At 54.5% G+C, this 22,176-nt stretch carries 20 protein-coding genes; 9 read left to right on the plus strand and 11 right to left on the minus strand.

From position 1 onward, the window contains the following. Positions 1 to 7 precede the first annotated feature (7 nt). From aceF to yacL, 4 genes are all read left to right on the plus strand, one after another. Positions 8 to 1,900: a pyruvate dehydrogenase complex dihydrolipoyllysine-residue acetyltransferase gene (aceF, locus tag M2406_RS24290; RefSeq protein ID WP_112363502.1), complete on the plus strand. Its 1,893-nt coding sequence runs from the start codon at positions 8 to 10 to the stop codon at positions 1,898 to 1,900. 233 nt (positions 1,901 to 2,133) lie between these two features. Beyond that, the gene (gene lpdA, locus M2406_RS24295; RefSeq protein ID WP_012146711.1) at positions 2,134 to 3,558 is read left to right on the plus strand and encodes a dihydrolipoyl dehydrogenase; all 1,425 of its coding nucleotides are present in this window, start codon (positions 2,134 to 2,136) and stop codon (positions 3,556 to 3,558) included. A gap of 425 nt (positions 3,559 to 3,983) precedes the next feature. Then, a complete protein-coding gene (gene acnB / locus M2406_RS24300; protein WP_012146710.1) occupies positions 3,984 to 6,581 on the plus strand; it encodes a bifunctional aconitate hydratase 2/2-methylisocitrate dehydratase in 2,598 nt (865 codons plus the stop codon). Between the two features lie 139 nt (positions 6,582 to 6,720). Next, positions 6,721 to 7,083: a protein YacL gene (yacL, locus tag M2406_RS24305; protein ID WP_012146709.1), complete on the plus strand. Its 363-nt coding sequence runs from the start codon at positions 6,721 to 6,723 to the stop codon at positions 7,081 to 7,083. 43 nt (positions 7,084 to 7,126) lie between these two features. Here the strand turns inward: yacL and M2406_RS24310 are convergent, their stop codons facing one another. From M2406_RS24310 to M2406_RS24340, 7 genes are all read right to left on the minus strand, one after another. Then, entirely contained in the window at positions 7,127 to 8,362 is a 1,236-nt protein-coding gene (locus M2406_RS24310) for a phosphopentomutase (RefSeq protein WP_259191729.1), read from the minus strand. Further along, positions 8,355 to 9,521: a YhfX family PLP-dependent enzyme gene (locus M2406_RS24315; protein WP_259191730.1), complete on the minus strand. Its 1,167-nt coding sequence runs from the start codon at positions 9,519 to 9,521 to the stop codon at positions 8,355 to 8,357. The genes M2406_RS24310 and M2406_RS24315 overlap by 8 nt, the downstream gene beginning before the upstream one ends. 60 nt (positions 9,522 to 9,581) lie before the next feature. After that, entirely contained in the window at positions 9,582 to 9,950 is a 369-nt protein-coding gene (locus tag M2406_RS24320; protein ID WP_012146706.1) for a PRD domain-containing protein, read from the minus strand. A 15-nt stretch (positions 9,951 to 9,965) separates the two neighbouring features. Then, positions 9,966 to 10,865, minus strand: a complete 900-nt coding sequence (gene yhfZ, locus M2406_RS24325; protein WP_115183849.1) for a GntR family transcriptional regulator YhfZ — start codon at positions 10,863 to 10,865, stop codon at positions 9,966 to 9,968. A gap of 187 nt (positions 10,866 to 11,052) precedes the next feature. Next, entirely contained in the window at positions 11,053 to 11,847 is a 795-nt protein-coding gene (gene speD / locus M2406_RS24330) for an adenosylmethionine decarboxylase (RefSeq protein ID WP_012146704.1), read from the minus strand. 27 nt (positions 11,848 to 11,874) lie between these two features. Beyond that, a complete protein-coding gene (gene speE, locus M2406_RS24335; RefSeq protein ID WP_012146703.1) occupies positions 11,875 to 12,738 on the minus strand; it encodes a polyamine aminopropyltransferase in 864 nt (287 codons plus the stop codon). 110 nt (positions 12,739 to 12,848) lie between these two features. Continuing rightward, on the minus strand, positions 12,849 to 13,196 hold the full coding sequence (locus tag M2406_RS24340; protein WP_037410781.1) for a YacC family pilotin-like protein: 348 nt from the start codon (positions 13,194 to 13,196) through the stop codon (positions 12,849 to 12,851). A 221-nt stretch (positions 13,197 to 13,417) separates the two neighbouring features. On the opposite strand from M2406_RS24340, the gene cueO reads away from it, so the two are divergent. Then, a complete protein-coding gene (gene cueO, locus M2406_RS24345) occupies positions 13,418 to 15,037 on the plus strand; it encodes a multicopper oxidase CueO (RefSeq protein ID WP_259191734.1) in 1,620 nt (539 codons plus the stop codon). 97 nt (positions 15,038 to 15,134) lie between these two features. Then, positions 15,135 to 15,671 (plus strand): hypoxanthine phosphoribosyltransferase, encoded by a 537-nt coding sequence (hpt, locus tag M2406_RS24350; protein ID WP_012146700.1) that lies wholly within the window; start codon positions 15,135 to 15,137, stop codon positions 15,669 to 15,671. Between the two features lie 37 nt (positions 15,672 to 15,708). Here the strand turns inward: hpt and can are convergent, their stop codons facing one another. Then, positions 15,709 to 16,365: a carbonate dehydratase gene (gene can / locus M2406_RS24355; protein WP_012146699.1), complete on the minus strand. Its 657-nt coding sequence runs from the start codon at positions 16,363 to 16,365 to the stop codon at positions 15,709 to 15,711. A 236-nt stretch (positions 16,366 to 16,601) separates the two neighbouring features. Between can and M2406_RS24360 the strand changes: the two genes are divergently transcribed. The 3 genes from M2406_RS24360 (at position 16,602) to M2406_RS24370 (ending at position 19,794) form a co-directional block, all read left to right on the plus strand. Beyond that, on the plus strand, positions 16,602 to 17,525 hold the full coding sequence (locus M2406_RS24360) for an ABC transporter ATP-binding protein (RefSeq protein ID WP_012146698.1): 924 nt from the start codon (positions 16,602 to 16,604) through the stop codon (positions 17,523 to 17,525). After that, complete coding sequence (locus M2406_RS24365) at positions 17,522 to 18,292, plus strand: ABC transporter permease (protein ID WP_012146697.1); 771 nt, start codon at positions 17,522 to 17,524, stop codon at positions 18,290 to 18,292. Before M2406_RS24360 ends, M2406_RS24365 begins: the two co-directional genes overlap by 4 nt. Before the next feature lie 221 nt (positions 18,293 to 18,513). Continuing rightward, positions 18,514 to 19,794 carry a polysaccharide deacetylase family protein gene (locus tag M2406_RS24370; protein WP_017893937.1) on the plus strand — a complete coding sequence of 427 codons (1,281 nt, stop codon included), beginning with the start codon at positions 18,514 to 18,516 and terminating at the stop codon, positions 19,792 to 19,794. A gap of 39 nt (positions 19,795 to 19,833) precedes the next feature. On the opposite strand, the gene panD is transcribed toward M2406_RS24370, so the two are convergent. The 3 genes from panD to panB form a co-directional block, all read right to left on the minus strand. After that, positions 19,834 to 20,214 carry an aspartate 1-decarboxylase gene (gene panD / locus M2406_RS24375; protein ID WP_012146695.1) on the minus strand — a complete coding sequence of 127 codons (381 nt, stop codon included), beginning with the start codon at positions 20,212 to 20,214 and terminating at the stop codon, positions 19,834 to 19,836. A gap of 134 nt (positions 20,215 to 20,348) precedes the next feature. Then, entirely contained in the window at positions 20,349 to 21,203 is an 855-nt protein-coding gene (gene panC / locus M2406_RS24380) for a pantoate--beta-alanine ligase (protein WP_259191738.1), read from the minus strand. A gap of 24 nt (positions 21,204 to 21,227) precedes the next feature. Then, on the minus strand, positions 21,228 to 22,022 hold the full coding sequence (gene panB / locus M2406_RS24385; RefSeq protein WP_017893934.1) for a 3-methyl-2-oxobutanoate hydroxymethyltransferase: 795 nt from the start codon (positions 22,020 to 22,022) through the stop codon (positions 21,228 to 21,230). Positions 22,023 to 22,176: the final 154 nt, after the last annotated feature.

Genomic DNA, 22,176 nt, shown 5'->3' on the forward strand with positions numbered 1-22,176 from the left:
CAGAAGAATGTCTATCGAAATTAAAGTACCGGACATCGGTGCAGACGAAGTGGAAATCACCGAAATTCTGGTGAAAGTGGGCGATAAAGTTGAAGCAGAACAATCGCTGATCACCGTTGAAGGTGATAAAGCTTCCATGGAAGTCCCATCCCCGCAGGCGGGTGTGGTTAAAGAAATCAAGGTTGCCGTCGGTGATAAAACCGAGACCGGCAAACTGCTGATGATCTTTGAAGCAGAAGGGGCGGCTCAGGCCGCACCAGCTGCCAAGGCTGAAGAGAAACCGGCCGCAGCACCTGCTGCTGCACCGGCTGCCGCTGCTGCCAAAGACGTTGCGGTACCGGACATCGGTGCTGACGAAGTTGAAGTGACCGAGATCCTGGTGAAAGTGGGCGACAAGGTGGAAGCCGAGCAGTCCCTGATCACCGTTGAAGGCGACAAGGCTTCAATGGAAGTTCCGGCACCGTTCGCAGGTACCGTGAAAGAGATCAAAATCGCCACCGGCGACAAAGTCACCACCGGTTCTATGATCATGGTGTTCGAAGTGGCTGGCGCCGCTTCTGCTGCCGCTCCGGCTGCGGCACAAGCTCCGGCTGCTCCGGCTGCTCCTGCAGCACCGGCGGCCTCTGCGGCCAAAGACGTTGCAGTACCGGACATCGGCGGCGACGAAGTAGAAGTCACTGAAGTGATGGTTAAAGTGGGCGACAAAGTTGCCGCTGAGCAGTCACTGATCACCGTTGAAGGTGACAAGGCTTCTATGGAAGTGCCGGCACCGTTCGCAGGTACCGTGAAAGAAATTAAAATCAGCGCCGGCGATAAAGTGAAAACCGGTTCCCTGATCATGGTGTTCGAAGTTGAAGGCGCTGCGCCTGCTGCCGCTCCAGCCCAGAAGGCAGAAGCTGCACCGGCTCCGGCTGCAAGTTCTGCACCGGCCCAACAGGCTGCACCTGCTGCCAAAGGCGAGTTCACTGAGAACGACGCTTATGTGCACGCTACCCCGGTCATCCGCCGTCTGGCGCGTGAGTTCGGCGTAAACCTGGCGAAAGTGAAAGGCACCGGTCGTAAAGGCCGCATCCTGCGCGAAGACGTTCAGACTTACGTGAAAGACGCGGTCAAACGTGCAGAAGCGGCTCCGGCTGCTGCTGCCGGTGGCGGTCTGCCAGGCATGCTGCCTTGGCCGAAAGTGGACTTCAGCAAGTTCGGTGAAATCGAAGAAGTGGAACTGGGTCGTATCCAGAAAATCTCTGGTGCCAACCTGAGCCGCAACTGGGTGATGATCCCGCACGTGACTCACTTCGACAAAACCGATATCACCGATCTGGAAGCTTTCCGCAAGCAACAGAACGAAGAAGCTGCCAAGCGTAAGCTGGACGTGAAGTTCACCCCGGTGGTGTTCATCATGAAAGCCGTTGCTGCTGCTCTGGAGCAGATGCCGCGCTTCAACAGCTCTCTGTCCGAAGATGGCCAGAAGCTGACGTTGAAGAAATACATCAACGTGGGTGTGGCGGTTGATACGCCAAACGGTCTGGTGGTTCCGGTGTTCAAGGATGTGAACAAGAAGAGCATCACTGAACTGTCCCGCGAACTGATGGCTATCTCCAAAAAAGCTCGTGACGGCAAGCTGACCGCAGGCGAAATGCAGGGCGGGTGTTTCACCATCTCTAGCCTGGGTGGTATCGGGACGACTCACTTCGCACCGATTGTGAATGCACCGGAAGTGGCCATTCTGGGCGTATCCAAGTCTGCTATGGAGCCGGTCTGGAACGGTAAAGAGTTCGTGCCGCGCCTGATGATGCCAATGTCGCTCTCCTTCGACCACCGTGTTATTGACGGTGCAGATGGTGCGCGCTTTATTACCATCATCAACAACATGCTGGCTGACATCCGCCGTATGGTGATGTAATGAAAAAAGGGCGCAGCATGCTGCGCCCTTACCACTTCAGTAGCAGTTTTGTCGGTTTTTGCACGACTCGACAAAATTGTTGAGACACGGGTCACTCGAACACGCTTTGCAGATTATTAACAATTCTGTAAACTGCTGGCGGTGTAAGCGTCCCGGTGGATGAAGGGCGTTATGAGATCGATTAGCTATAAAAATGACGTCTGACCCGCCGGACAATCAATTAAGAGGTCATGATGAGTACTGAAATTAAAACTCAGGTCGTGGTACTTGGGGCGGGCCCGGCAGGTTACTCTGCTGCCTTTCGTTGCGCTGACTTAGGTCTTGAAACCGTTCTGGTTGAACGTTATTCCACTCTGGGCGGGGTTTGCCTGAACGTGGGATGTATCCCTTCCAAAGCCCTGTTGCACGTTGCCAAAGTGATCGAAGAAGCCAAAGCCCTGGCCGAACACGGCATCGTTTTCGGCGAGCCGAAAACTGACATCGACAAAGTGCGCGTCTGGAAAGAAAAAGTCATCAATCAGCTGACCGGCGGTCTGGCTGGTATGGCTAAAGGCCGTAAAGTGAAAGTGGTTAACGGCCTGGGCAAGTTCACCGGCGCTAACACCCTGGTTGTTGAAGGCGAAAATGGCCCAACTACCATCAACTTCGACAATGCCATCATTGCCGCAGGTTCCCGTCCGATCCAACTGCCATTCATTCCTCATGAAGATCCACGCGTGTGGGACTCTACCGATGCACTGGAACTGAAAACTGTCCCAGAGCGTCTGCTGGTTATGGGCGGCGGCATCATCGGCCTGGAAATGGGCACCGTATACCATGCGCTGGGTTCACAGATCGACGTGGTCGAAATGTTTGACCAGGTGATCCCGGCTGCTGACAAAGACGTGGTGAAAGTCTTCACCAAACGCATCAGCAAGCAGTTCAACCTGATGCTGGAAACCAAAGTGACCGCGGTAGAAGCCAAAGAAGACGGCATCTATGTCACTATGGAAGGCAAAAAAGCCCCTGCAGAACCACAGCGTTACGACGCGGTGCTGGTGGCTATCGGCCGTGTGCCGAACGGCAAACTGCTGGAAGCGGGTAAAGCCGGTGTTGAAGTTGACGAGCGTGGTTTCATCAACGTCGACAAACAACTGCGCACCAACGTGCCGCACATCTTCGCTATCGGCGACATCGTCGGTCAACCGATGCTGGCGCACAAAGGCGTGCATGAAGGCCACGTTGCCGCAGAAGTTATCGCCGGTATGAAGCACTACTTCGACCCGAAAGTGATCCCATCGATCGCGTACACCGAGCCGGAAGTTGCGTGGGTGGGTCTGACCGAGAAAGAAGCGAAAGAGAAAGGCATCAGCTACGAAACTTCCACCTTCCCGTGGGCAGCTTCTGGCCGTGCTATCGCTTCCGATTGTGCAGACGGCATGACCAAACTGATCTTCGACAAAGAAACTCACCGTATTATCGGTGGCGCGATTGTCGGCACCAACGGCGGCGAGCTGCTGGGTGAGATCGGTCTGGCTATCGAGATGGGTTGCGACGCAGAAGACATCGCTCTGACTATCCATGCTCACCCAACCCTGCACGAATCCGTAGGTTTGGCGGCTGAGATCTACGAAGGCAGTATCACCGACTTGCCTAACCCGAAAGCCAAGAAGAAGTAATTCTGCTGGTTTGAACGGTTGATAAGCGGCTCCTGAAAAGGGGCCGTTTTTTTGTGCCTTCCGCTCTCAAATTTTACTATTCGCGACCAATAGCCATTGTAAGTGAATGGGTATTGTGTTGTGCTCGTCAGGCTTAATTTTGTTGTAGACGGACCCAACCTGCAGCCGCGGCTAGCCTTTGCCGCAGCCGATTACACTGTACTCAACGATTCAGCAAAGATTTAATGTTGCTTTTATGTGAACGAATTAACAACCAATTCAAATCCTGATATGCTGGCTGAGCGGAACCGGGCACTGTAACTTACAGTCCAGGACATCGACAGCAGTGCCCCGTCAGGATCAATGGCATCAATACCGTGCGCTAAACCCGGTTTGAATAGAGAACGCCAGGCACAATAAATGACAATGAGAGCGAGGAGAATGTCGTGCTAGAAGAATACCGTAAGCACGTAGCCGAGCGTGCTGCAGAGGGCATCGTCCCTAAGCCGTTAGACGCCACCCAAATGGCAGCGCTGGTTGAATCATTAAAGAATCCGCCAAAAGGCGAAGAAGAATTCCTGTTAGACCTGCTGATTAACCGTGTACCCCCAGGCGTCGACGAAGCCGCCTATGTTAAAGCAGGTTTCCTGGCGGCCATCGCCAAAGGCGAAGCAACCTCCCCCCTGATTACCCCTGAGAAAGCCATTGAACTGTTGGGCACCATGCAGGGCGGCTATAACATTCATCCGCTGATTGACGCGCTGGACAACGAAAAATTGGCCGCAATTGCCGCCAAAGCGCTGTCTCATACGCTGCTGATGTTTGATAACTTCTACGACGTGGAAGAGAAAGCCAAGGCGGGTAACCCACACGCCAAACAGATTATGCAGTCCTGGGCCGATGCCGAATGGTATCTGTCGCGTCCGCAGTTGGCGGAAAAAATCACCGTTACCGTGTTTAAAGTCACCGGTGAAACCAATACCGATGATCTGTCACCGGCACCGGATGCCTGGTCGCGCCCGGATATCCCGTTGCACGCCCTGGCGATGCTGAAAAACGAACGTGAAGGCATAGTGCCGGATCAGCCTGGCAGCGTTGGCCCGATCAAGCAGATTGAACTGCTGAACAAAAAAGGCTTCCCGCTGGCCTACGTCGGTGACGTGGTCGGTACCGGTTCATCCCGTAAGTCCGCCACCAACTCGGTGCTGTGGTTTATGGGCGACGACATCCCGCACGTGCCTAACAAGCGCGGTGGCGGTGTGGTGCTGGGTGGCAAAATTGCGCCTATCTTCTTCAACACCATGGAAGATGCCGGTGCGTTGCCGATTGAAGTGGACGTCAATGACCTGAACATGGGTGACGTGATCGACATTTACCCGTACAAGGGTGAAGTGCGTAACCATGAAACCGGTGAACTGATTGCCAACTTCGAACTGAAGACCGACGTGCTGCTCGACGAAGTGCGCGCCGGTGGCCGTATTCCGCTGATCATCGGTCGTGGCCTGACCACGAAAGCACGTGAATCTTTGGGTCTGCCGCACAGCGATGTGTTCCGCATTGCTAAAGAAGTGGCAGCCAGCAACAAAGGCTTCTCGCTGGCGCAGAAAATGGTTGGCCGCGCCTGTGGCGTTGCCGGCGTGCGTCCGGGGGAATACTGCGAGCCGAAGATGACCTCCGTCGGTTCTCAGGACACCACCGGCCCGATGACCCGTGACGAGCTGAAAGACCTGGCTTGCCTGGGCTTCTCTGCCGATCTGGTGATGCAGTCGTTCTGTCACACTGCCGCGTACCCGAAACCGGTTGATGTGACCACTCACCATACGCTGCCGGACTTTATCATGAACCGGGGTGGCGTATCGCTGCGACCTGGCGACGGCGTTATCCACTCCTGGCTGAACCGCATGCTGCTGCCGGATACCGTGGGTACCGGCGGTGACTCCCACACCCGTTTCCCGATTGGTATTTCCTTCCCGGCGGGTTCCGGCTTGGTCGCCTTTGCAGCCGCCACCGGCGTGATGCCGCTGGACATGCCTGAGTCGGTGCTGGTGCGCTTCAAAGGTAAAATGCAGCCAGGTATCACGCTGCGCGACCTGGTACATGCCATTCCTTACTACGCCATCCAGCAGGGTCTGCTGACGGTTGAGAAGAAGGGCAAGAAGAACATCTTCTCCGGCCGTATTCTGGAAATCGAAGGTTTGCCGGAGCTGAAAGTTGAGCAGGCGTTTGAACTGACCGACGCCTCTGCCGAGCGTTCCGCTGCCGGTTGCACCATCAAACTGGACAAGGCACCGATCGAAGAGTACCTGAACTCCAACATCGTACTGCTGAAGTGGATGATCTCCGAAGGTTACGGCGACCGCCGTACGCTGGAGCGTCGTATCCAGGGCATGCAGAAATGGCTGGCAGATCCGCAACTGCTGGAAGGCGATGCGGATGCAGAATACGCTGCGGTGATCGACATCGATCTGGCAGAGATCACTCAGCCAATCCTGTGTGCGCCAAACGATCCGGATGATGCGCGTCTGCTGTCAGATGTGGCCAACAGCAAGATCGATGAAGTGTTCATCGGGTCCTGCATGACCAACATCGGCCACTTCCGTGCCGCCGGCAAGCTGCTGGATCAGCACAAGGGCCAGTTGCCGACCCGTCTGTGGGTGGCACCGCCAACCAAGATGGACGCAGCTCAGTTGACCGAAGAGGGCTACTACAGCGTATTCGGCAAGAGCGGGGCACGCATCGAGATCCCGGGTTGTTCACTGTGCATGGGTAACCAGGCGCGTGTGGCTGATGGTGCGACGGTAGTTTCCACCTCTACCCGTAACTTCCCGAACCGCTTGGGTACTGGCGCTAACGTCTATCTGGCGTCTGCAGAACTGGCGGCGGTGGCTTCATTGCTGGGCCGCCTGCCAACGCCGGACGAGTACCAGACGTACATGGCGCAGGTTGATAAAACGGCGGCGGATACCTACCGCTATCTGAACTTTGACCAACTGGGTCAGTACACTGAAAAAGCCGACGGCGTGATCTTCCAAACCGCTGTTTAAGTCGCTATATTGCGCAACTGTTTAACGGGAGGCCTTGGCCTCCCGTTTTATTTTTCTCAGTTGCCAACTTTGCGAGCGCTCACTGAGTTAGTCATGAATTAATGTTTACACTAAGAGAAAGGGCTCAGGAGGGCGTGCTATGGATTACGAATTTCTGCGTGACGTGACCGGACAGGTGATCGTCAGATTTTCGATGGGGCATGAGGTTATTGGCCACTGGATCAACGAAGAACTCAAAGGCGATTTTAACCTGCTGGATCGCATTGAAGCCGGTGCGGCGGAAGTGAAAGGCAGCGAGCGTCAATGGCAGTTGGAAGGCCATGAATACACATTGCTGATGGACGGTGAAGAAGTAATGATCCGTGCCAATCTGCTGGAGTTTGAAGGCGAAGAGATGGAGGAGGGGATGAATTATTATGACGAAGAAAGCCTCTCATTCTGCGGCGTCGAAGATTTCCTGCAGGTGCTGAAGGCCTACCGTTCTTTTATGCTGAAATACTGATTGTGCCGGCAGGGGCAGTGAGAGTGCCCCTGTACATTAGGCGCTAAGCGTTAAGCGCGGCCAGAAATGAGCGGCCGTTGTAGGGAGCTTTAGCGTTGAAGAACTCACAAACTGTTGCCCCCACGTCAGAAAGCGTGGTGCGAATACCGAGTGAGCAAGCCGCTTGCCCTGGGCGAAAAATCAACAGGGGAACCTGTTCGCGCGTGTGTTTGCTGTGACCAACGGTAGGATCGTTACCGTGGTCAGCCATGACGACCAGACAATCGCTTCCATCCATCGCGGAGATGAGTTTTGCCAGTGAAGCATCGACCAGCTGCAGGCGTTCGGCGTAACGTTCTGCATCTTGCGCATGACCGGCAAGATCGGTTTCCTGAATATTGGTGCAGATAAACGCCGGCCCCGGGCGCTGCAATTCATCGAGGGTGATATCCAGAATGGTTTGCGAATCAACCAGCTGCTGATAATTACGTCCCTGCGGGTTTTCGACAATATCGGCCACTTTCCCTACCAGGACGGTCAAAATGCCTTGCTGGTATAATTGTTGCGGTACCTGAACGCTGGCATCGACCCCATAGCCCAGGTGGATCACCTGGAAGCCGTTCCGATAAACCCCGGCCTTTGGGCTGTTGATGCCGATAAAGCGGTTATCTTTGACTTCCACCGCCGCCAGGATTTGTTCACTGCTTTCCAGCAAGCCGCCGTAGGCGATAACCCGGCCCACTTCGACACAACTGCGCACCACCCGACCAATTTTTTCAACCTGTTCAAAACTGATGGCCGAGAGATTGCCACAGACATTAAACACCTGGCCTAAATCCGCTTCGAGGTTGTCACCAATGGCGACAGCGTCGTTGACCCAAAGTAAACGCAATTCGCTGTTGTGAGCTGGATAGCGTTCGACCTTAAAACCTTCGTTTTTTAGCGCCTGTTCAACCTTTTCAAGCCGGGTAGAGAAGGGCATGCGCACCGGAGGAAGCGGCAGGGTACCCATGATCTCCTGATGCCCCATGAAGGTATCACCGCCCTCGTGTTGCAGCAGTGCGACGCCAAAAGCCGCTGTCGGGCTTTCGTGCATGGCGCTGACGCGATGGTCGGGTTCGGCGATATGCAGCGCATTGATCAAACCGAGCTTTTCCAACATCGGCAGTTGCAGATTGGGCAACCGTTGCAAAATATGGCCGCAAGTATTGGCGCCAATGTCCTGTGGGCGCACTTCGGGAACATCTCCCATAGCGCCCACGCCAAAACTATCAATGACCAAAACCACAAACTTATCCATGATGGCTCCTTGCCAGGTCGTTACCGAGACTATCAAACACCCCCAACAGTTGAGGGTTACCCATTTGAATACCGCTTATCAGCGCCACATCGCTGCGTGTTACAAAAACCTGAGTGCGAAAACACATAATCACCGGGCTGCTGACAGGCCAGCGTCCTGCTAATGGCAGCGTATAATCGATGCTGTCGCTATCTATCGGCAGTACGCGACAGCGCTGCCATTGGCCGTCGAGCACCAGCGCGTTTTGCAGGTGACCGCGGCGATAGTAGCCACCGCCATAGCAGAAACTGATGTTGTCCTGGCCGTGCGAAATTTCAGAAAGATAAAGCATGGCTATTTTTTCCGGGCCGCCGCCGTACTGATTCGCGGGCTGCGTGCCCGTCAGGGCATGGCCAGGTTCGGTATGGGTCACGCCGGCAGCGGCCAGTTTGGGCAGGGTTTCAATACAGGTTGCCGAAGCGGCATTCATTTGGCGAACTTCAATACCCTGCTGTTCCAGCAGGTTTTTTGCCCTGGCTAATGTGGCGAGATTGGGGGTTGCCTCGGTAGTTTGCCGTTGCTCGTTGAATAGCATGCAGGGGAAGTGAGTGACCCCAATAATTTCAACGCCTGCCATCCTGCTGATTTGATTAATCACGTCCGGCAGTTCTGCCAATAAGAAACCCGCCTCCTGGCCCGGATAGACCACGTCGCCTTTATCCTGAACTTTCAGTAGCAGCGCCTGCCGGTGATTTTGGCGCAGCGCCGCAGTGGAGATCTGCCGTGCTTTTTCAATGCTATAAACGGTAATGACTTCTGGACGCTGGGCAATGGCTTCATCAATCATATTGACGGGCGTTTGCACCAGATGGCCAATGTGGGCTATCGGTAAACCCTGCTGCCAAAGTTGACGCGCCTCTTTAAAATCAACGGCGACAATGCCCTGATAACCCTGCTTCAACAGTAGCTGGCATAGCAGCGGATTGCGGCCAAACTGTTTGCTCATCAGGTACAGCGAAAGGCCCAGTTTCTCTGCGCATTCCTGTAATAGCCGGGCATTTTCCAATACCAGGTCGACATCGATAACGTAGCAATCCGGCTTGATAGCGCCGTTACGCCAAAAGTGAACAGCGGCATCAATCAGGGCAGGGTTTTGTTTTTCCAGCGCATTTAGAAACATAGGTCCCTCGATGTGTGCTATTAATTCATTTTTTTGAATATTTAAGGCGTGACCAAAACTTCACACTGTGCTGCTGTCTGTCTGGGCGAGATACAAGCCAAAAACGTTAGCCAGTAGGTAGCCGAGTTCAGAATCTGGAATCGCAAATGCGAATAAACTCAGCAGGTCGCTGTTGATTTCCCGGATGTTGGCAAAGACGTTTGATGCTTCGATCTCATCTAATAGCTCCGGATCGATAGCCGCGATGATTTCCCCACGGCGTGCGCGTGTCAGGGCATTGGCCATATGGGTAATCATCATTTCGCCCTGGGTATGGCGGATATTAAGCTGCCAATGCTGTTCGAGCCGTTTAACGACCTCAAGCATACCGATATAGACCTCAGTATCGATGACCTGGGCATCATGTAAAATCTGCAGACGTGTTTCCATTTTGCTGCTCCTGAGTTAGTAACTGGGTTCTCTGGTGCCTTTTTTGACTTCTTGTTGATGTGCCAATAGCCGCTGCAGGTTAACCAGCGTCTTGACCAGATGAGGGATCACCCGGTCATCATTGCGCACCAGCAGGACGGCTTCGGAAGCCTTAATGCTTACCGGGTAATGATTAAGGGGTTCCTTGACCAGGTTCAGACTGTCGAGATCTTCGGTTACGTTCCACACCGTTGCATCTATTTCTCCCCGCTCAATCCGCGTCAGAGATTCGTTATAAGGCAGGTTAATGCGTTCAATATCCTGCCCGGCAAATACCACTTCCGTGAGCAAACGCTGATCGGGTGAACGAGAGTCCAGACCAATACGACGGATGTTCTGTTTTTCGCCTTTGCGATAAACCAACTGATGCCCGTCAACGTAAGAACCGGCCCCCAACATCATTGCTGCCGTGACTTTGCCATCGCGCAAGTAGCTTTCTGCGGCAAGATGGGAGACGACCGCCATGTCATAAACGCCGTCGATCAGGCATTCAATGCGGACATCTGCACCGCGCATATGGGCGTAATAGAGTGGGTAACCCTCAAACTGGGCCTTAAGCGCGCTGGCCAGTCCTTCATACAGTCGGGTGTAGGGCAATGGCATGGCACACACAATATTGCCGATATCCGCTTGCTCCAGCAGGGCCGGATAATTCATGTTGCTAAGCAGGGTGCCATTCCTGCCGCGACGCTCCAGCGTAACGCAAGAGGCGGTTTCCAGGGTCTTCAAGGCGTGTTGTACCACGCCGACCGAGAGATTCAGTTCGCTGGACAGCTCATCAATGGTTTTCAGACGGGCACCCGGTGCCAGTCCGAACAGGTAGCGTGCCAGGCTGACTAACGCCAGACCTTCCTTCTTAATAAATGCCTTGCTCATCTTTTTTAATTTTCATTTTTGTGAAGATTTAAATCTTCTATCTTCCCGGCCGATCAGGCAATCGACAAAAAATGATAATGGGAGAGGGATCACATAACTCAGAGAGGTAGACGAATGAGGCTTATGGTTTGGGCGAAAACAGACAGGCATTTAAGAGTAGGGTGCGGCATGCCGCACCCGTTACTTATCACAGATGCGGAATATTGCGGCCGTAATAGATTTCCTGCATCTCTTTCCACAGCAGATCGGTAATCTCTTTACGTTCGGCGGCACTCAGCGCATCCGGTTTGGCGTTAAACAGGTAGTGCTTCAGATCGAAATCCTTCAGCAACATCTTGGTATGGAAGATGTTCTCCTGATAAACATTCACGTCCATCATGTGGTACAGCGCCTTCATATCATCAGACATAAAGTTCTGGATCGAGTTGATCTCATGATCGATGTAATGCTTCACGCCGTTCACGTCGCGGGTAAAGCCACGCACGCGGTAGTCCATGGTAACGATGTCGGATTCCAACTGGTGGATCAGGTAATTCAGCGCTTTAAGCGGTGAAATCACGCCGCAGGTCGACACTTCGATATCGGCGCGGAAAGTGCACAAACCGCCTTCCGGATGGCTCTCCGGATAGGTATGAACGCAGATGTGGCTCTTGTCCAGGTGGGCAACCACCGTTTTTGACAGCGGACCTGGGTGTTCCGAGGTATCGACATCGTTCGGATCCACCGGCTCTTCGCTGACCAGAATGGTCACGCTGGCACCCTGAGGTTCATAGTCCTGGCGGGCAATGTTCAGAATATTGGCGCCAATGATCGAGCAGGTTTCGCTCAGGATCTCGGTCAGGCGATTGGCGTTGTATTGCTCGTCAATGTAGGCGATATAGCCAGCGCGGTCATCCGCGGTTTTGGCGTAACAAATATCGTAAATACAAAAACTCAGGCTCTTGGTCAGGTTGTTGAAGCCGTGCAGTTTTAGCTTATGCAATTTGGTTCACCTCCTTTATCTTCTCGCTTAACGTGAAACGTTCAGTGCGTCGAGCAAATACTGTGGCAGAGCAAAGCTGCCAGCGTGAATTGCCGGGTTGTAATAACGACAGTTTAAGCCGCTTTGATGAAAGCGATGTTGCAGCGTGGTCAGATCAAGCTGGCGCAACGCCGGATCCTGGCTCGCCCAGGCGAAGGTCATGATACCGCCGTAATAGGTCGGGATCGCCGCCTGATAGAAGCTGACGTCCTTGAAGTACTGGCTCAGCCTGGTGTGGCTATTGACCGCTTCGTCTTGCTGCAGGAAGCACACGCCGTTCTGCGCAACAAAAATGCCGCCTTCGTTCAGGCAGCGCGCGCAGCCTTCGTAGAATGCTGAGGTGAACAGACTTTCGCCGGGGCCGATGGGATCGGTACAGTCAGAGATAATCACATCGAATTTTTCATCGGTCTGATTAACAAAGTTGACGCCGTCGTCGATCACCAGCTTGAAGCGCGGATCGTCATAAGCACCGGCATTGTGGTTTGGCAGATATTGGCGACAGAACTCGACCACACCGGCGTCGATCTCAACCATGGTGATCTGCTCTACGCCCTGATGGCGGCTGACTTCGCGCAGCATGGCGCCGTCGCCACCGCCGATGATCAGCACTTTCTTCGCCTGGCCGTGGGCCAGCAGCGGTACGTGGGTCATCATTTCGTGATAGATAAACTCATCGCGCTCGGTGGTTTGCACCACGCCGTCGAGCGCCATCACGCGCCCCAGAACCGGGTTTTCAAAAATCACCAAATCCTGATGCTCGGTCTTCTCACGATACAGTACGTTCTCTACCGAGAAGTACTGGCCGAAGTTGGCATGCAGCGTTTCATACCAAATTTCTTTCTGGGTCATGTGCGGGGACTCCGTAATAACAGCCATGAAAAATTGGCGCAACATCATAGCTAACTCTGCCTGGTGATGCACGGCTGAATTTCAAACAGAGGTAGCGCAAGGCGGGGGGATTAGTTGGCGTATGCCAGCAGGCTCAGCGAGTCGCGCGCCAGGGATTTGCACTTGTTGGGGGTAGGGATGGCGATCCCGCTGAGATCGCGATAGCTGTCTTCACCCAGCGCCTTCATATTAAAACTATTATAGTTGGTCAGATCCCAACGGTTTTGCTGAGCGAAATAAACGATGGCGCGCTTGATTTGTGCATTGGGCAAATCGTTGTAGCCGCAGTCATTTTTCAAATAAATAAAGACCGCCGTCAGATCGGCCAGATCTTCCGCCTCAGACTCATTCAGCGCCAGACTGGCGTTGGAGAACCCCAGCATGGTGAGCAGCAGCACCAGTAACGTTGTTTTTTTCATCATGAAAATAGACCTGTTTATTGTCCACAGACGTTATCACACTTGCCTGTAAAGGCACCAAATTTTATTACCGGCAGGTAACATAACCGGCAGCAAAGGCTTGACCTTCCGCTAAGGGGAGGGTTTAGGCTGCGAACAGATCAATCTATACCCATACTCTTTCAAGTTGCAGTGCAGCTTGTGCCGCATTAAGTGCCGATCACTGAAAAAGGGAGTCAGCGATGTTACGCCGTGATTTTATCAAATTGACCGCTGCGCTGGGCGCGGCAAGTGCTTTACCCTTGTGGAGCCGGGGCGTGTGGGCAGCCGAGCTGCCGGCGTTGCCGATCCCGCCGCTGCTGATGCCGGACGCTCAAGGGAACATAGCGCTGGCGCTGCAAACCGGCGAAATGAACTGGCTGCCGGGCAAGGCGACCCAAACCTGGGGCGTTAATGGGGCGTTATTGGGGCCTGCGGTGCGATTGCAGCGCGGCAAACCGGTGACGGTGGATATTCGCAATGGCTTGCCGGAGGCCAGTACCGTTCACTGGCACGGCCTGGAAATCCCCGGTGACGTTGATGGCGGCCCGCAGGCACTGATTCAGCCAGGTACCACGCGCAGGGTGCAATTCAAGGTCGAACAGCCCGCAGCCACCTGCTGGTTCCATCCGCATACTCACGGCAAGACCGGCCAGCAAGTGATGATGGGTTTGGCGGGGCTGGTTCTGCTGGAAGACGACGAGAGCAGCAAGTTGCCGCTGCCTAAAACCTGGGGGCAGGATGATGTTCCGGTGATCCTGCAGGACAAACGGTTGGGTAAAGATGCACAGATTGAATACCAGCTGGACGTAATGAGTGCCGCAGTAGGCTGGTTCGGTGACCGCATGTTCACCAACGGTGCCCAGTATCCACGGCATGTGTCACCGCGTGGTTGGTTGCGCTTGCGTTTCCTCAACGGTTGTAATGCGCGTTCACTGAACCTGGCAACCAGCGATAATCGGCCGCTCTACGTGATCGCCAGCGACGGCGGCTTTTTGGCCGAGCCGGTCAAGCTGAGCGAACTGTCGATGTTGATGGGTGAACGCTTTGAAGTGCTGGTGGATGCCTCCGACGGCAAGCCTTTCGATATTGTTACGCTGCCGGTTAAACAGATGGGCATGACGCTGGCCCCGTTCGACCAGCCGCTGCCGGTATTGCATATTCAGCCTTCGCTGGCGCAGGGTATCAAGAGCATGCCGGACAGCCTGGTCAAATTGCCCGCAATACCGGCGGTAAGCGGGATCCAGGAGCGCTGGTTGCAACTGATGATGAACCCGCAGTTGGATAAGCTGGGTATGCAGGCGTTGATGGACCGCTACGGCCATCAGGCTATGGCCGGCATGAGCATGGACCACGGCAGTATGCCTAAAGACGGTGGTGATATGGCCGGCATGAAAGGCATGGACCATGGCAGTATGAAGGGGATGGACCACGGCAATATGAAAGGGATGGATCACGGCGCCAAGTCGTTCGACTTCAGCCATGCCAATATGATCAACGGTAAGGCCTTCGACATGACCAAGCCGATGTTTGAGGCCAAGCGCGGCAAATACGAAAAATGGACCATTTCGGGTGAGGGCGACATGATGCTGCATCCGTTCCATATTCACGGCACCCAGTTCCGCATCCTGTCGGAAAACGGCAAACCTCCGGCGGCTCACCGCAGCGGCTGGAAAGACACGGTACGGGTCGAAGGTTGGCGCAGTGAAGTATTGGTGCGCTTTGATCACCCAGCCAATAGCGATCATGCGTATATGGCCCACTGCCACCTGTTGGAGCATGAAGATACCGGCATGATGCTGGGCTTTACCGTCACCGATTGATCACCCCCATGGAAAACCTGGCGGCGCACTCGCGTCGCCAGCGGCTTCAGGCTATGCTAAACTCTGCGCCCTTCTTCCGGCAACTGACCTGAAAACTATGAAACACACTGTAGAAGTAATGATTTCCGAGCAGGAAGTTAAGACCCGTATCGCCGAACTTGGCCGCCAGATCACCGAAGATTACCGCGATAGCGGCAGTGATATGGTGCTGGTCGGGCTGCTGCGCGGTTCCTTTATGTTCATGGCCGATCTGTGTCGCACCATTGAAGTGCCGCATGAGGTCGACTTTATGACCGCCTCCAGCTACGGCAGCGGCATGTCCACCACCCGTGACGTGAAAATCCTCAAGGATTTGGATGAAGACATCCGTGGGAAAGACGTGCTGATCGTCGAAGACATCATTGACTCCGGTAATACGCTGAACAAAGTGCGCGAAATTCTGGCGTTGCGCGGGCCGAAATCACTGGCGATTTGCACCCTGTTGGACAAGCCTGAACGTCGTGAAGTCGAAGTGCCGGTGGAGTACGTGGGCTTCCCGATCCCGGACGAGTTCGTGGTGGGTTATGGCATCGATTACGCTCAGCGTTATCGCCATTTGCCGTACGTCGGCAAAGTGGTACTGCTGGACGAGTAATATGCGGTGGGCGCGGTTTGCCGCGCCCCTGACAGGATTAAATCCCCTTATCCTGCTGCAGTGTAGCCATCGCCTTGCGATAGCCCATTTCCAGGCTTTCCCGGCTGGTGGCTGCAACTTCCAGATCCCGCAGACGTCCGTCTTGGATCCCGTACACCCAACCGTGAATCATCACTTTCTGCCCGCGTTTCCACGCTGACTGCATAATGGTGGAATGGCCCAGGTTATAGACTTGCTCAATCACGTTGATTTCACAGAGTACGTCGAGGCGCTGTTCTGGCTCCAGCTCACCCAACAGTGAACTGTGCTTGTACCACAGGTCACGGATGTGCAGCAGCCAGTTGTTGATCAGCCCCAGCTCAGGATTCTCAACCGCGGCCTCTACGCCACCACAGCCCAGGTGACCGCAGATAATAATATGCTCAACTTCCAGAACGTCGACGGCGTACTGCACCACCGACAGGCAGTTTAAATCGGTGTGAATCACCAGGTTGGCCACGTTACGGTGAACAAAGAGTTCACCCGGTTCCAGCCCGGTCAGTCTTTCCGCGGGAACGCGGCTGTCTGAACAACCTATCCATAAAAAGCGAGGCTTTTGCGCCTGGGCCAAACGTTCAAAAAAGTTCGGGTCTTCCTTGCTGATGTTAGCCGACCAGGTATGGTTATTAGCGATAAGCTTTTCGATTTCTTTCATGGAGGTTATAGACCTGTAACGGACAGATTGCGTTGGGGTAATATAGGACAAGCGTCACAGTTTGGAAATCGGAACAGCTACGCTAGAGGGTATTCAGCCACTTTTTATACAGTAAAGCGGGATGGAACCTGAATTTTCCGCACGGATTTGCCTCAGTGAAAACGCTGCTGATGATAACATCACCTTCATTACAAGACGCAGCAGCATACTCATCGTCACAAGGTACTTTTTAACTTATGAATTATGCACTGGAAATAGCGCAGCTCACCAAGACTTACGCCGGTGGCGTCAAGGCATTGCGCGGGATCGACCTGAACGTCGAGGCGGGGGATTTCTACGCCTTGCTGGGGCCTAACGGCGCCGGAAAATCCACTACCATCGGCATTATCAGCTCGCTGGTTAATAAGACGTCCGGCAGCGTGCGGGTGTTCGGCTACGATATCGATAAAGACATCGTCAACGCCAAGCGCCAACTTGGGCTGGTGCCGCAGGAGTTCAACTTTAACCCGTTCGAAACCGTGATGCAGATTGTGGTCAATCAGGCCGGCTACTATGGCGTGACCCGCCGTGAGGCGCTGGTGCGGGCGGAAAAATACCTGACCCAGCTGGATCTGTGGGGCAAGCGCGACGAACGTGCCCGCATGTTATCTGGCGGGATGAAGCGCCGCCTGATGATCGCTCGCGCATTGATGCATCAGCCAAAATTGCTGATCCTCGACGAACCGACCGCCGGGGTAGATATCGAGCTGCGCCGCTCGATGTGGGGCTTCCTGAAAGAGCTTAATGCCCAGGGCACCACCATTATTCTCACCACCCACTATCTGGAAGAAGCAGAAATGCTGTGCCGCAATATCGGCATTATCCAAAATGGTGAGCTGGTGGAAAACACCTCGATGAAAGGCCTGTTGGCCAAGCTGAAGTCTGAAACCTTCATCCTCGATCTGGCGGCGAAAAGCCCGTTGCCGAAGCTGGACGGTTACCGTCATCGCCTGACGGACACCTCAACGCTGGAAGTGGAAGTGATGCGCGAGCAGGGCCTGAATGGCCTGTTTGCCCAGCTCAGTGCGCAGGGCGTTCAGGTACTGAGCATGCGTAACAAGGCCAACCGGCTGGAAGAGCTGTTTGTCACTCTGGTTAACGGTAATGGAGAAAAAGCATGATGCGTTTGTATTGGGTGGCCTTGCAGAGCATCTGGGCTAAAGAGATCAACCGTTTTGCCCGCATCTGGATCCAGACGCTGGTGCCGCCGGTGATCACCATGACGCTGTATTTCATCATCTTCGGCAACCTGATAGGTTCACGCATTGGCGAGATGCACGGTTTTGATTACATGCAGTTTATCGTCCCCGGTCTGATTATGATGGCGGTGATCACCAACTCATACGCCAACGTGGCGTCATCGTTCTTCAGCGCCAAATTCCAGCGCAACATTGAAGAGCTGCTGGTGGCCCCGGTACCGACGCACGTGGTGATTGCCGGTTACGTCGGTGGTGGCGTAGCGCGCGGTATTTGCGTCGGCGTGCTGGTGACCGTGATTTCGCTGTTCTTCGTGCCGTTGCAGGTGCATGCCTGGTGGGTGATTGTCGCTACGCTGCTGCTGACGGCGATTTTGTTCTCGCTGGCGGGGCTGATCAACGCGGTGTTTGCCACCACCTTTGACGACATCAGCCTGATCCCGACCTTCGTGCTGACGCCGCTGACCTATCTGGGCGGGGTGTTTTACTCGCTGACGCTGTTGCCGCCGTTCTGGCAGGCGGTGTCCAAACTGAACCCGATTGTCTACATGATTAGCGGATTCCGCTATGGCTTCCTGGGCATCAGCGACGTGCCGTTGACGCTGACCATGACGGTGCTGGTGGCGTTCATTGCGGTGTTCTACCTGCTGTCCTGGTACCTGATTGAGCGCGGTCGCGGTCTGCGTACCTGATTAACCAGCGTCCCCGGACATCGCGTACGGGGACGCTTTACCTGACCTGAAGCAAGTAGCCTGTAAATCAATAGAATTGCTCAAATAACCCCTTTCTCCCCGCCATTCAAATCGTGCTATGCTGGCGCTCCACATTTTCTCCATTTTGTTATATACCCTATGAATTTCAAGTTGCGGCTGGAAAAGCGACGGGTATACGCACTCGTAAGCAGAACATAACCATGCGGTCTACACACAAGATAGCGGCTGGGTTACTCGGCATTCTATTGTCCCTTGTCGCCCCGGCAAGCCTGGCAAATTTGTTGTCGGAAGACAGTGCCGTTAAATCCGAATATATGGAAGCGCAACGCGACAGTGAGGTTTATTCGCTGATTGGCGAGCATGTCATTCCTGTCGGTGAAGTGAAGCAGGGGCAACTGATCCAGGTGTTCCCGGCGGATGCGGAATATTACGAGTTCAAATTCGGCCACGGCACGGGTTTTATCGATAAAGACGATGTGCGAGAGCTTAAAAAATCACGCAAGGTGAAAGACGATCTGGGGGAGTTGAATAAACCGCTGACTAACCAGAACCTGATCACGCAGAAGGCGATCAACGTCTATACCGATGCGGATAACACCAGCGATGTGTTTGGAGTACTGGAACAGAACCTGCGCTACCCGATTATCGGCAAGCTGAAAGATCGGCTCAACAACACCTGGTATGAGGTTAATATTGGCGATCGCCTGGGTTATGTCAGTGAGCTGGACTGCGAGATTGACACCGGTATACCGATACTGACCTATCATCATCTGCTGAAAAACGAAGAGAACAAGCGCTTCCGCCATACCTCGACGACCACCTCTGACGTGGCGTTCAGTAACCAGATGACCTATCTGAAGCAGGCGGGCTACGACACCATTTCCCTGTATCAGTTGGAAGCCTACCTGAAAAACCAGATCAATCTGCCGGGCAGGGCGGTGGTGCTGACATTTGATGACGGGCTGAAATCGGTCTATCGCTACGCTTACCCGGTCTTGAAGAATTACGGCTTCCGTGCCACGGCGTTTATTATTTCTTCACGCATCAAGCGTCACCCGCAGAAGTGGAACCCAGATTCGCTGCAGTTTATGAGCATTTCCGAGCTAAAGCAGATTCAGGACGTGTTCGACGTGCAGTCGCATACCCATTTCCTGCATCGTACCGACGGTAATCGTCAACCGATCCTGCTCAGTCGTTCGCTGCACAATATTGAATTCGATTTTGAGCGCTCACGCCGCGCGCTGTCGCAGTTTAATCCGCATGTGCTGTATGTCTCCTACCCATTTGGCGGCTACAATCAGCGGGCGATACAGGCTGCGAAAGACGCCGGTTTTCATATGGCGGTGACCACGGTGCAGGGCAAAGTGAAACCGGGGGATAACCCCTATACGCTGAAACGGCTGTATATTCTGCGCACCGACTCGATTCAGACCATGGCGGACAGAATAGCCAATAAACCGGGAACGCTGGTGGTGCAATAATCAGGAAGGAACGGGCGCCGGCAGCGCCCGTTTTTACTTTTATGCGACCTGAACCGGCACGGCTTTTGCCTTGCGCTGCAGGTGGTTGTCACCCTCGAAGTAGCCCACTTTCGGGCGGTGTTGGCGGGCATCGGCATCGCTCATCTGTACGTAGGAACAGATGATCAGTTTGTCGCCCACGCAGGCGCAGCGTGCTGCCGCACCATTGACCGAAATAATGCGCGAACCGCGTTCGGCGGCGATGGCATAGGTTGAGAAACGCTGACCGTTATCAACGTTATAAATATCGATAGCTTCATATTCCAGAATGCCTGCGGCCTCCAGAAAGTCCTGATCAATCGCGCAGGAGCCTTCATAGTGCAAGTCGGCCTGAGTCACTTTCACCCGATGCAGCTTGCCTTGCAGCATAGTACGTATCATAACTTTACCTAACTGAGTATCAGCCTTCACAGGCGATTGAGGTTAAACATCCATCCGGCGTTATCGTCACCGATAAGCCCGCCATTGTCTACTGTCTGGCCGGTCGTAATGGTGACGATTGCATAAAAAATGACCTACAGCGTCAGGTCAACCTGCTGGTTGTCGATCAGCCGCGCTTTACCCAGCCAGGCGGCCATTAACACCACGGCACGTTGGCTTTCAACACTCAGCGGTTGCAGGCTGTCGGCGTCGCGGATAAACAGCTCATCCGGGGTGAACCCGGCGTTGCGCAGGTGCTCTGCGGTTTGTTCCAGCAGCTCGTCGACGTGGCGTTCACCGTTGCTGAGCTGTTCGGCCAGTGCATTCATGATTCTGCTGAGCTGTGGGGCGATTTTCCGCTCTTCGGCGGTCAGGTAACCGTTGCGTGAGCTGAGCGCCAGACCATCTTTGGCCCGTACTGTCGGTACGTCAACAATGTTGATGTCGTAGCCCATATCCGCCACCATCTTGCGGATCAGCGCCAGTTGCTGATAGTCCTTCTCGCCAAAACAGGCCAGATCCGGCTGCACCAGATTGAACAACTTGCTGACAATAGTGGCGACGCCGCGGTAGTGGCCCGGACGGCTGGCACCCTCCAGCATGGTGGAGATCCCCGGTACGTCGACATAGGTTTGCTGTTCCAGCCCCTGCGGATAGACATCGGCCGGCGCAGGTGCGAACACCAGTTCGACGCCGCGGCGGGTTAGTTTCTCGCTGTCTTCCTGCAGGGTGCGTGGGTAACTGGCCAGATCTTCAGGGCGTTCGAATTGCATCGGATTGACGAAAATACTGACTACCACGATATCGGCGCGCGCGCGGGCTTCATCGATAAGCTGCATATGACCTTCGTGCAGGTTGCCCATGGTCGGCACCAGCGCGATGCGTTTCCCATCCTGACGCCAGCGGCGGATCTGCTGACGCAACAGCGGCAGGGTTTCGATAATTACCATTCCATAACTCCTAACGCGGACACTTTAGTTGAAAGAGTGCTCTTCAGCGGGGTAAATGCCTTGCTCTACGTCTTGAATATATTGTTGCACCGCCGAGCGGATATCGCCGCTCTGTGCCAGGAAGTTTTTAGCGAATTTTGGCGTGTGGCCACCGGTAATGCCGAAGGCGTCGTGCATCACCAGGATCTGTCCATCGGTGGCGTTACCGGCACCAATGCCGATCACCGGAATGGTCAGGGCTTCGGTGACCTTGCGTGCCAGTTCGGTTGGTACGCACTCCAGCACCAGTAGTTGGATACCGGCCAGCTCCAGATTTTTTGCATCTTCCAGCAGTTGCTTGGCGGCAAGTTCATCGCGGCCTTGCACCTTGTAGCCGCCGAATACGTTGACTGACTGCGGCGTCAGGCCGAGATGGCCGCAGACCGGCACCGCGCGTTCGGTGAGTGTTTTCACCGTTTCACACAGCCAACTGCCGCCTTCCAGCTTCACCATATTGGCACCGGCCTGCATCAGCTCGGCGGCATTGGCGCAGGCCAACTGTGGGGTGGCATAGCTCATAAAGGGCAGGTCGGCCAACAGCAGACAGGCCGGAGCACCCCGGCGCACGGCACGGGTATGATAGGCGATATCGGCGACGGTGACCGGTAGGGTAGAGTCGTGGCCCTGCAGCGTCATGCCCAGTGAATCGCCCACCAGCAGCACTTTAACGCCTTGCTCTTCAAACAGTTTGGCAAAGCTGGCATCGTAGGCGGTGAGGGAAGCAAACTTGCGCTGTTCCTGCTTCCACTGGTGCAAATGGGTCACGGTGGTGGGTTTCATCACGTCGTCTCCTGAATAGAACCGCGCGGTGTACGCAGGGCCCTGGCGGCAAAAAAGTGCTGTCATTCTACTGTAACCCTAACGGGGTGGGTAGCGCAGATCATAATGCTTAAGCGGTTCTTAAGAACCTTGTGGTGTAATGGGCGGCAAAGGC

Source organism: Serratia sp. BIGb0163 (assembly GCF_024809935.1).
In the GTDB taxonomy this organism is placed as follows: domain Bacteria; phylum Pseudomonadota; class Gammaproteobacteria; order Enterobacterales; family Enterobacteriaceae; genus Serratia; species Serratia quinivorans.

Bases quoted from the DNA above. Each gene is read 5' to 3' on its own strand.
- aceF (WP_112363502.1), top strand. From the start codon at position 8: ATGTCTATCGAAATTAAAGTACCGGACATCGGTGCAGACGAAGTGGAA.
- lpdA (WP_012146711.1), top strand. From the start codon at position 2,134: ATGAGTACTGAAATTAAAACTCAGGTCGTGGTACTTGGGGCGGGCCCG.
- yacL (WP_012146709.1), top strand. From the start codon at position 6,721: ATGGATTACGAATTTCTGCGTGACGTGACCGGACAGGTGATCGTCAGA.
- M2406_RS24310 (WP_259191729.1), bottom strand. From the start codon at position 8,362: ATGGATAAGTTTGTGGTTTTGGTCATTGATAGTTTTGGCGTGGGCGCT.
- M2406_RS24315 (WP_259191730.1), bottom strand. From the start codon at position 9,521: ATGTTTCTAAATGCGCTGGAAAAACAAAACCCTGCCCTGATTGATGCC.
- M2406_RS24320 (WP_012146706.1), bottom strand. From the start codon at position 9,950: ATGGAAACACGTCTGCAGATTTTACATGATGCCCAGGTCATCGATACT.
- yhfZ (WP_115183849.1), bottom strand. From the start codon at position 10,865: ATGAGCAAGGCATTTATTAAGAAGGAAGGTCTGGCGTTAGTCAGCCTG.
- speE (WP_012146703.1), bottom strand. From the start codon at position 12,738: ATGACCCAGAAAGAAATTTGGTATGAAACGCTGCATGCCAACTTCGGC.
- M2406_RS24340 (WP_037410781.1), bottom strand. From the start codon at position 13,196: ATGAAAAAAACAACGTTACTGGTGCTGCTGCTCACCATGCTGGGGTTC.
- cueO (WP_259191734.1), top strand. From the start codon at position 13,418: ATGTTACGCCGTGATTTTATCAAATTGACCGCTGCGCTGGGCGCGGCA.
- hpt (WP_012146700.1), top strand. From the start codon at position 15,135: ATGAAACACACTGTAGAAGTAATGATTTCCGAGCAGGAAGTTAAGACC.
- can (WP_012146699.1), bottom strand. From the start codon at position 16,365: ATGAAAGAAATCGAAAAGCTTATCGCTAATAACCATACCTGGTCGGCT.
- M2406_RS24360 (WP_012146698.1), top strand. From the start codon at position 16,602: ATGAATTATGCACTGGAAATAGCGCAGCTCACCAAGACTTACGCCGGT.
- M2406_RS24365 (WP_012146697.1), top strand. From the start codon at position 17,522: ATGATGCGTTTGTATTGGGTGGCCTTGCAGAGCATCTGGGCTAAAGAG.
- M2406_RS24370 (WP_017893937.1), top strand. From the start codon at position 18,514: ATGCGGTCTACACACAAGATAGCGGCTGGGTTACTCGGCATTCTATTG.
- panD (WP_012146695.1), bottom strand. From the start codon at position 20,214: ATGATACGTACTATGCTGCAAGGCAAGCTGCATCGGGTGAAAGTGACT.
- panC (WP_259191738.1), bottom strand. From the start codon at position 21,203: ATGGTAATTATCGAAACCCTGCCGCTGTTGCGTCAGCAGATCCGCCGC.
- panB (WP_017893934.1), bottom strand. From the start codon at position 22,022: ATGAAACCCACCACCGTGACCCATTTGCACCAGTGGAAGCAGGAACAG.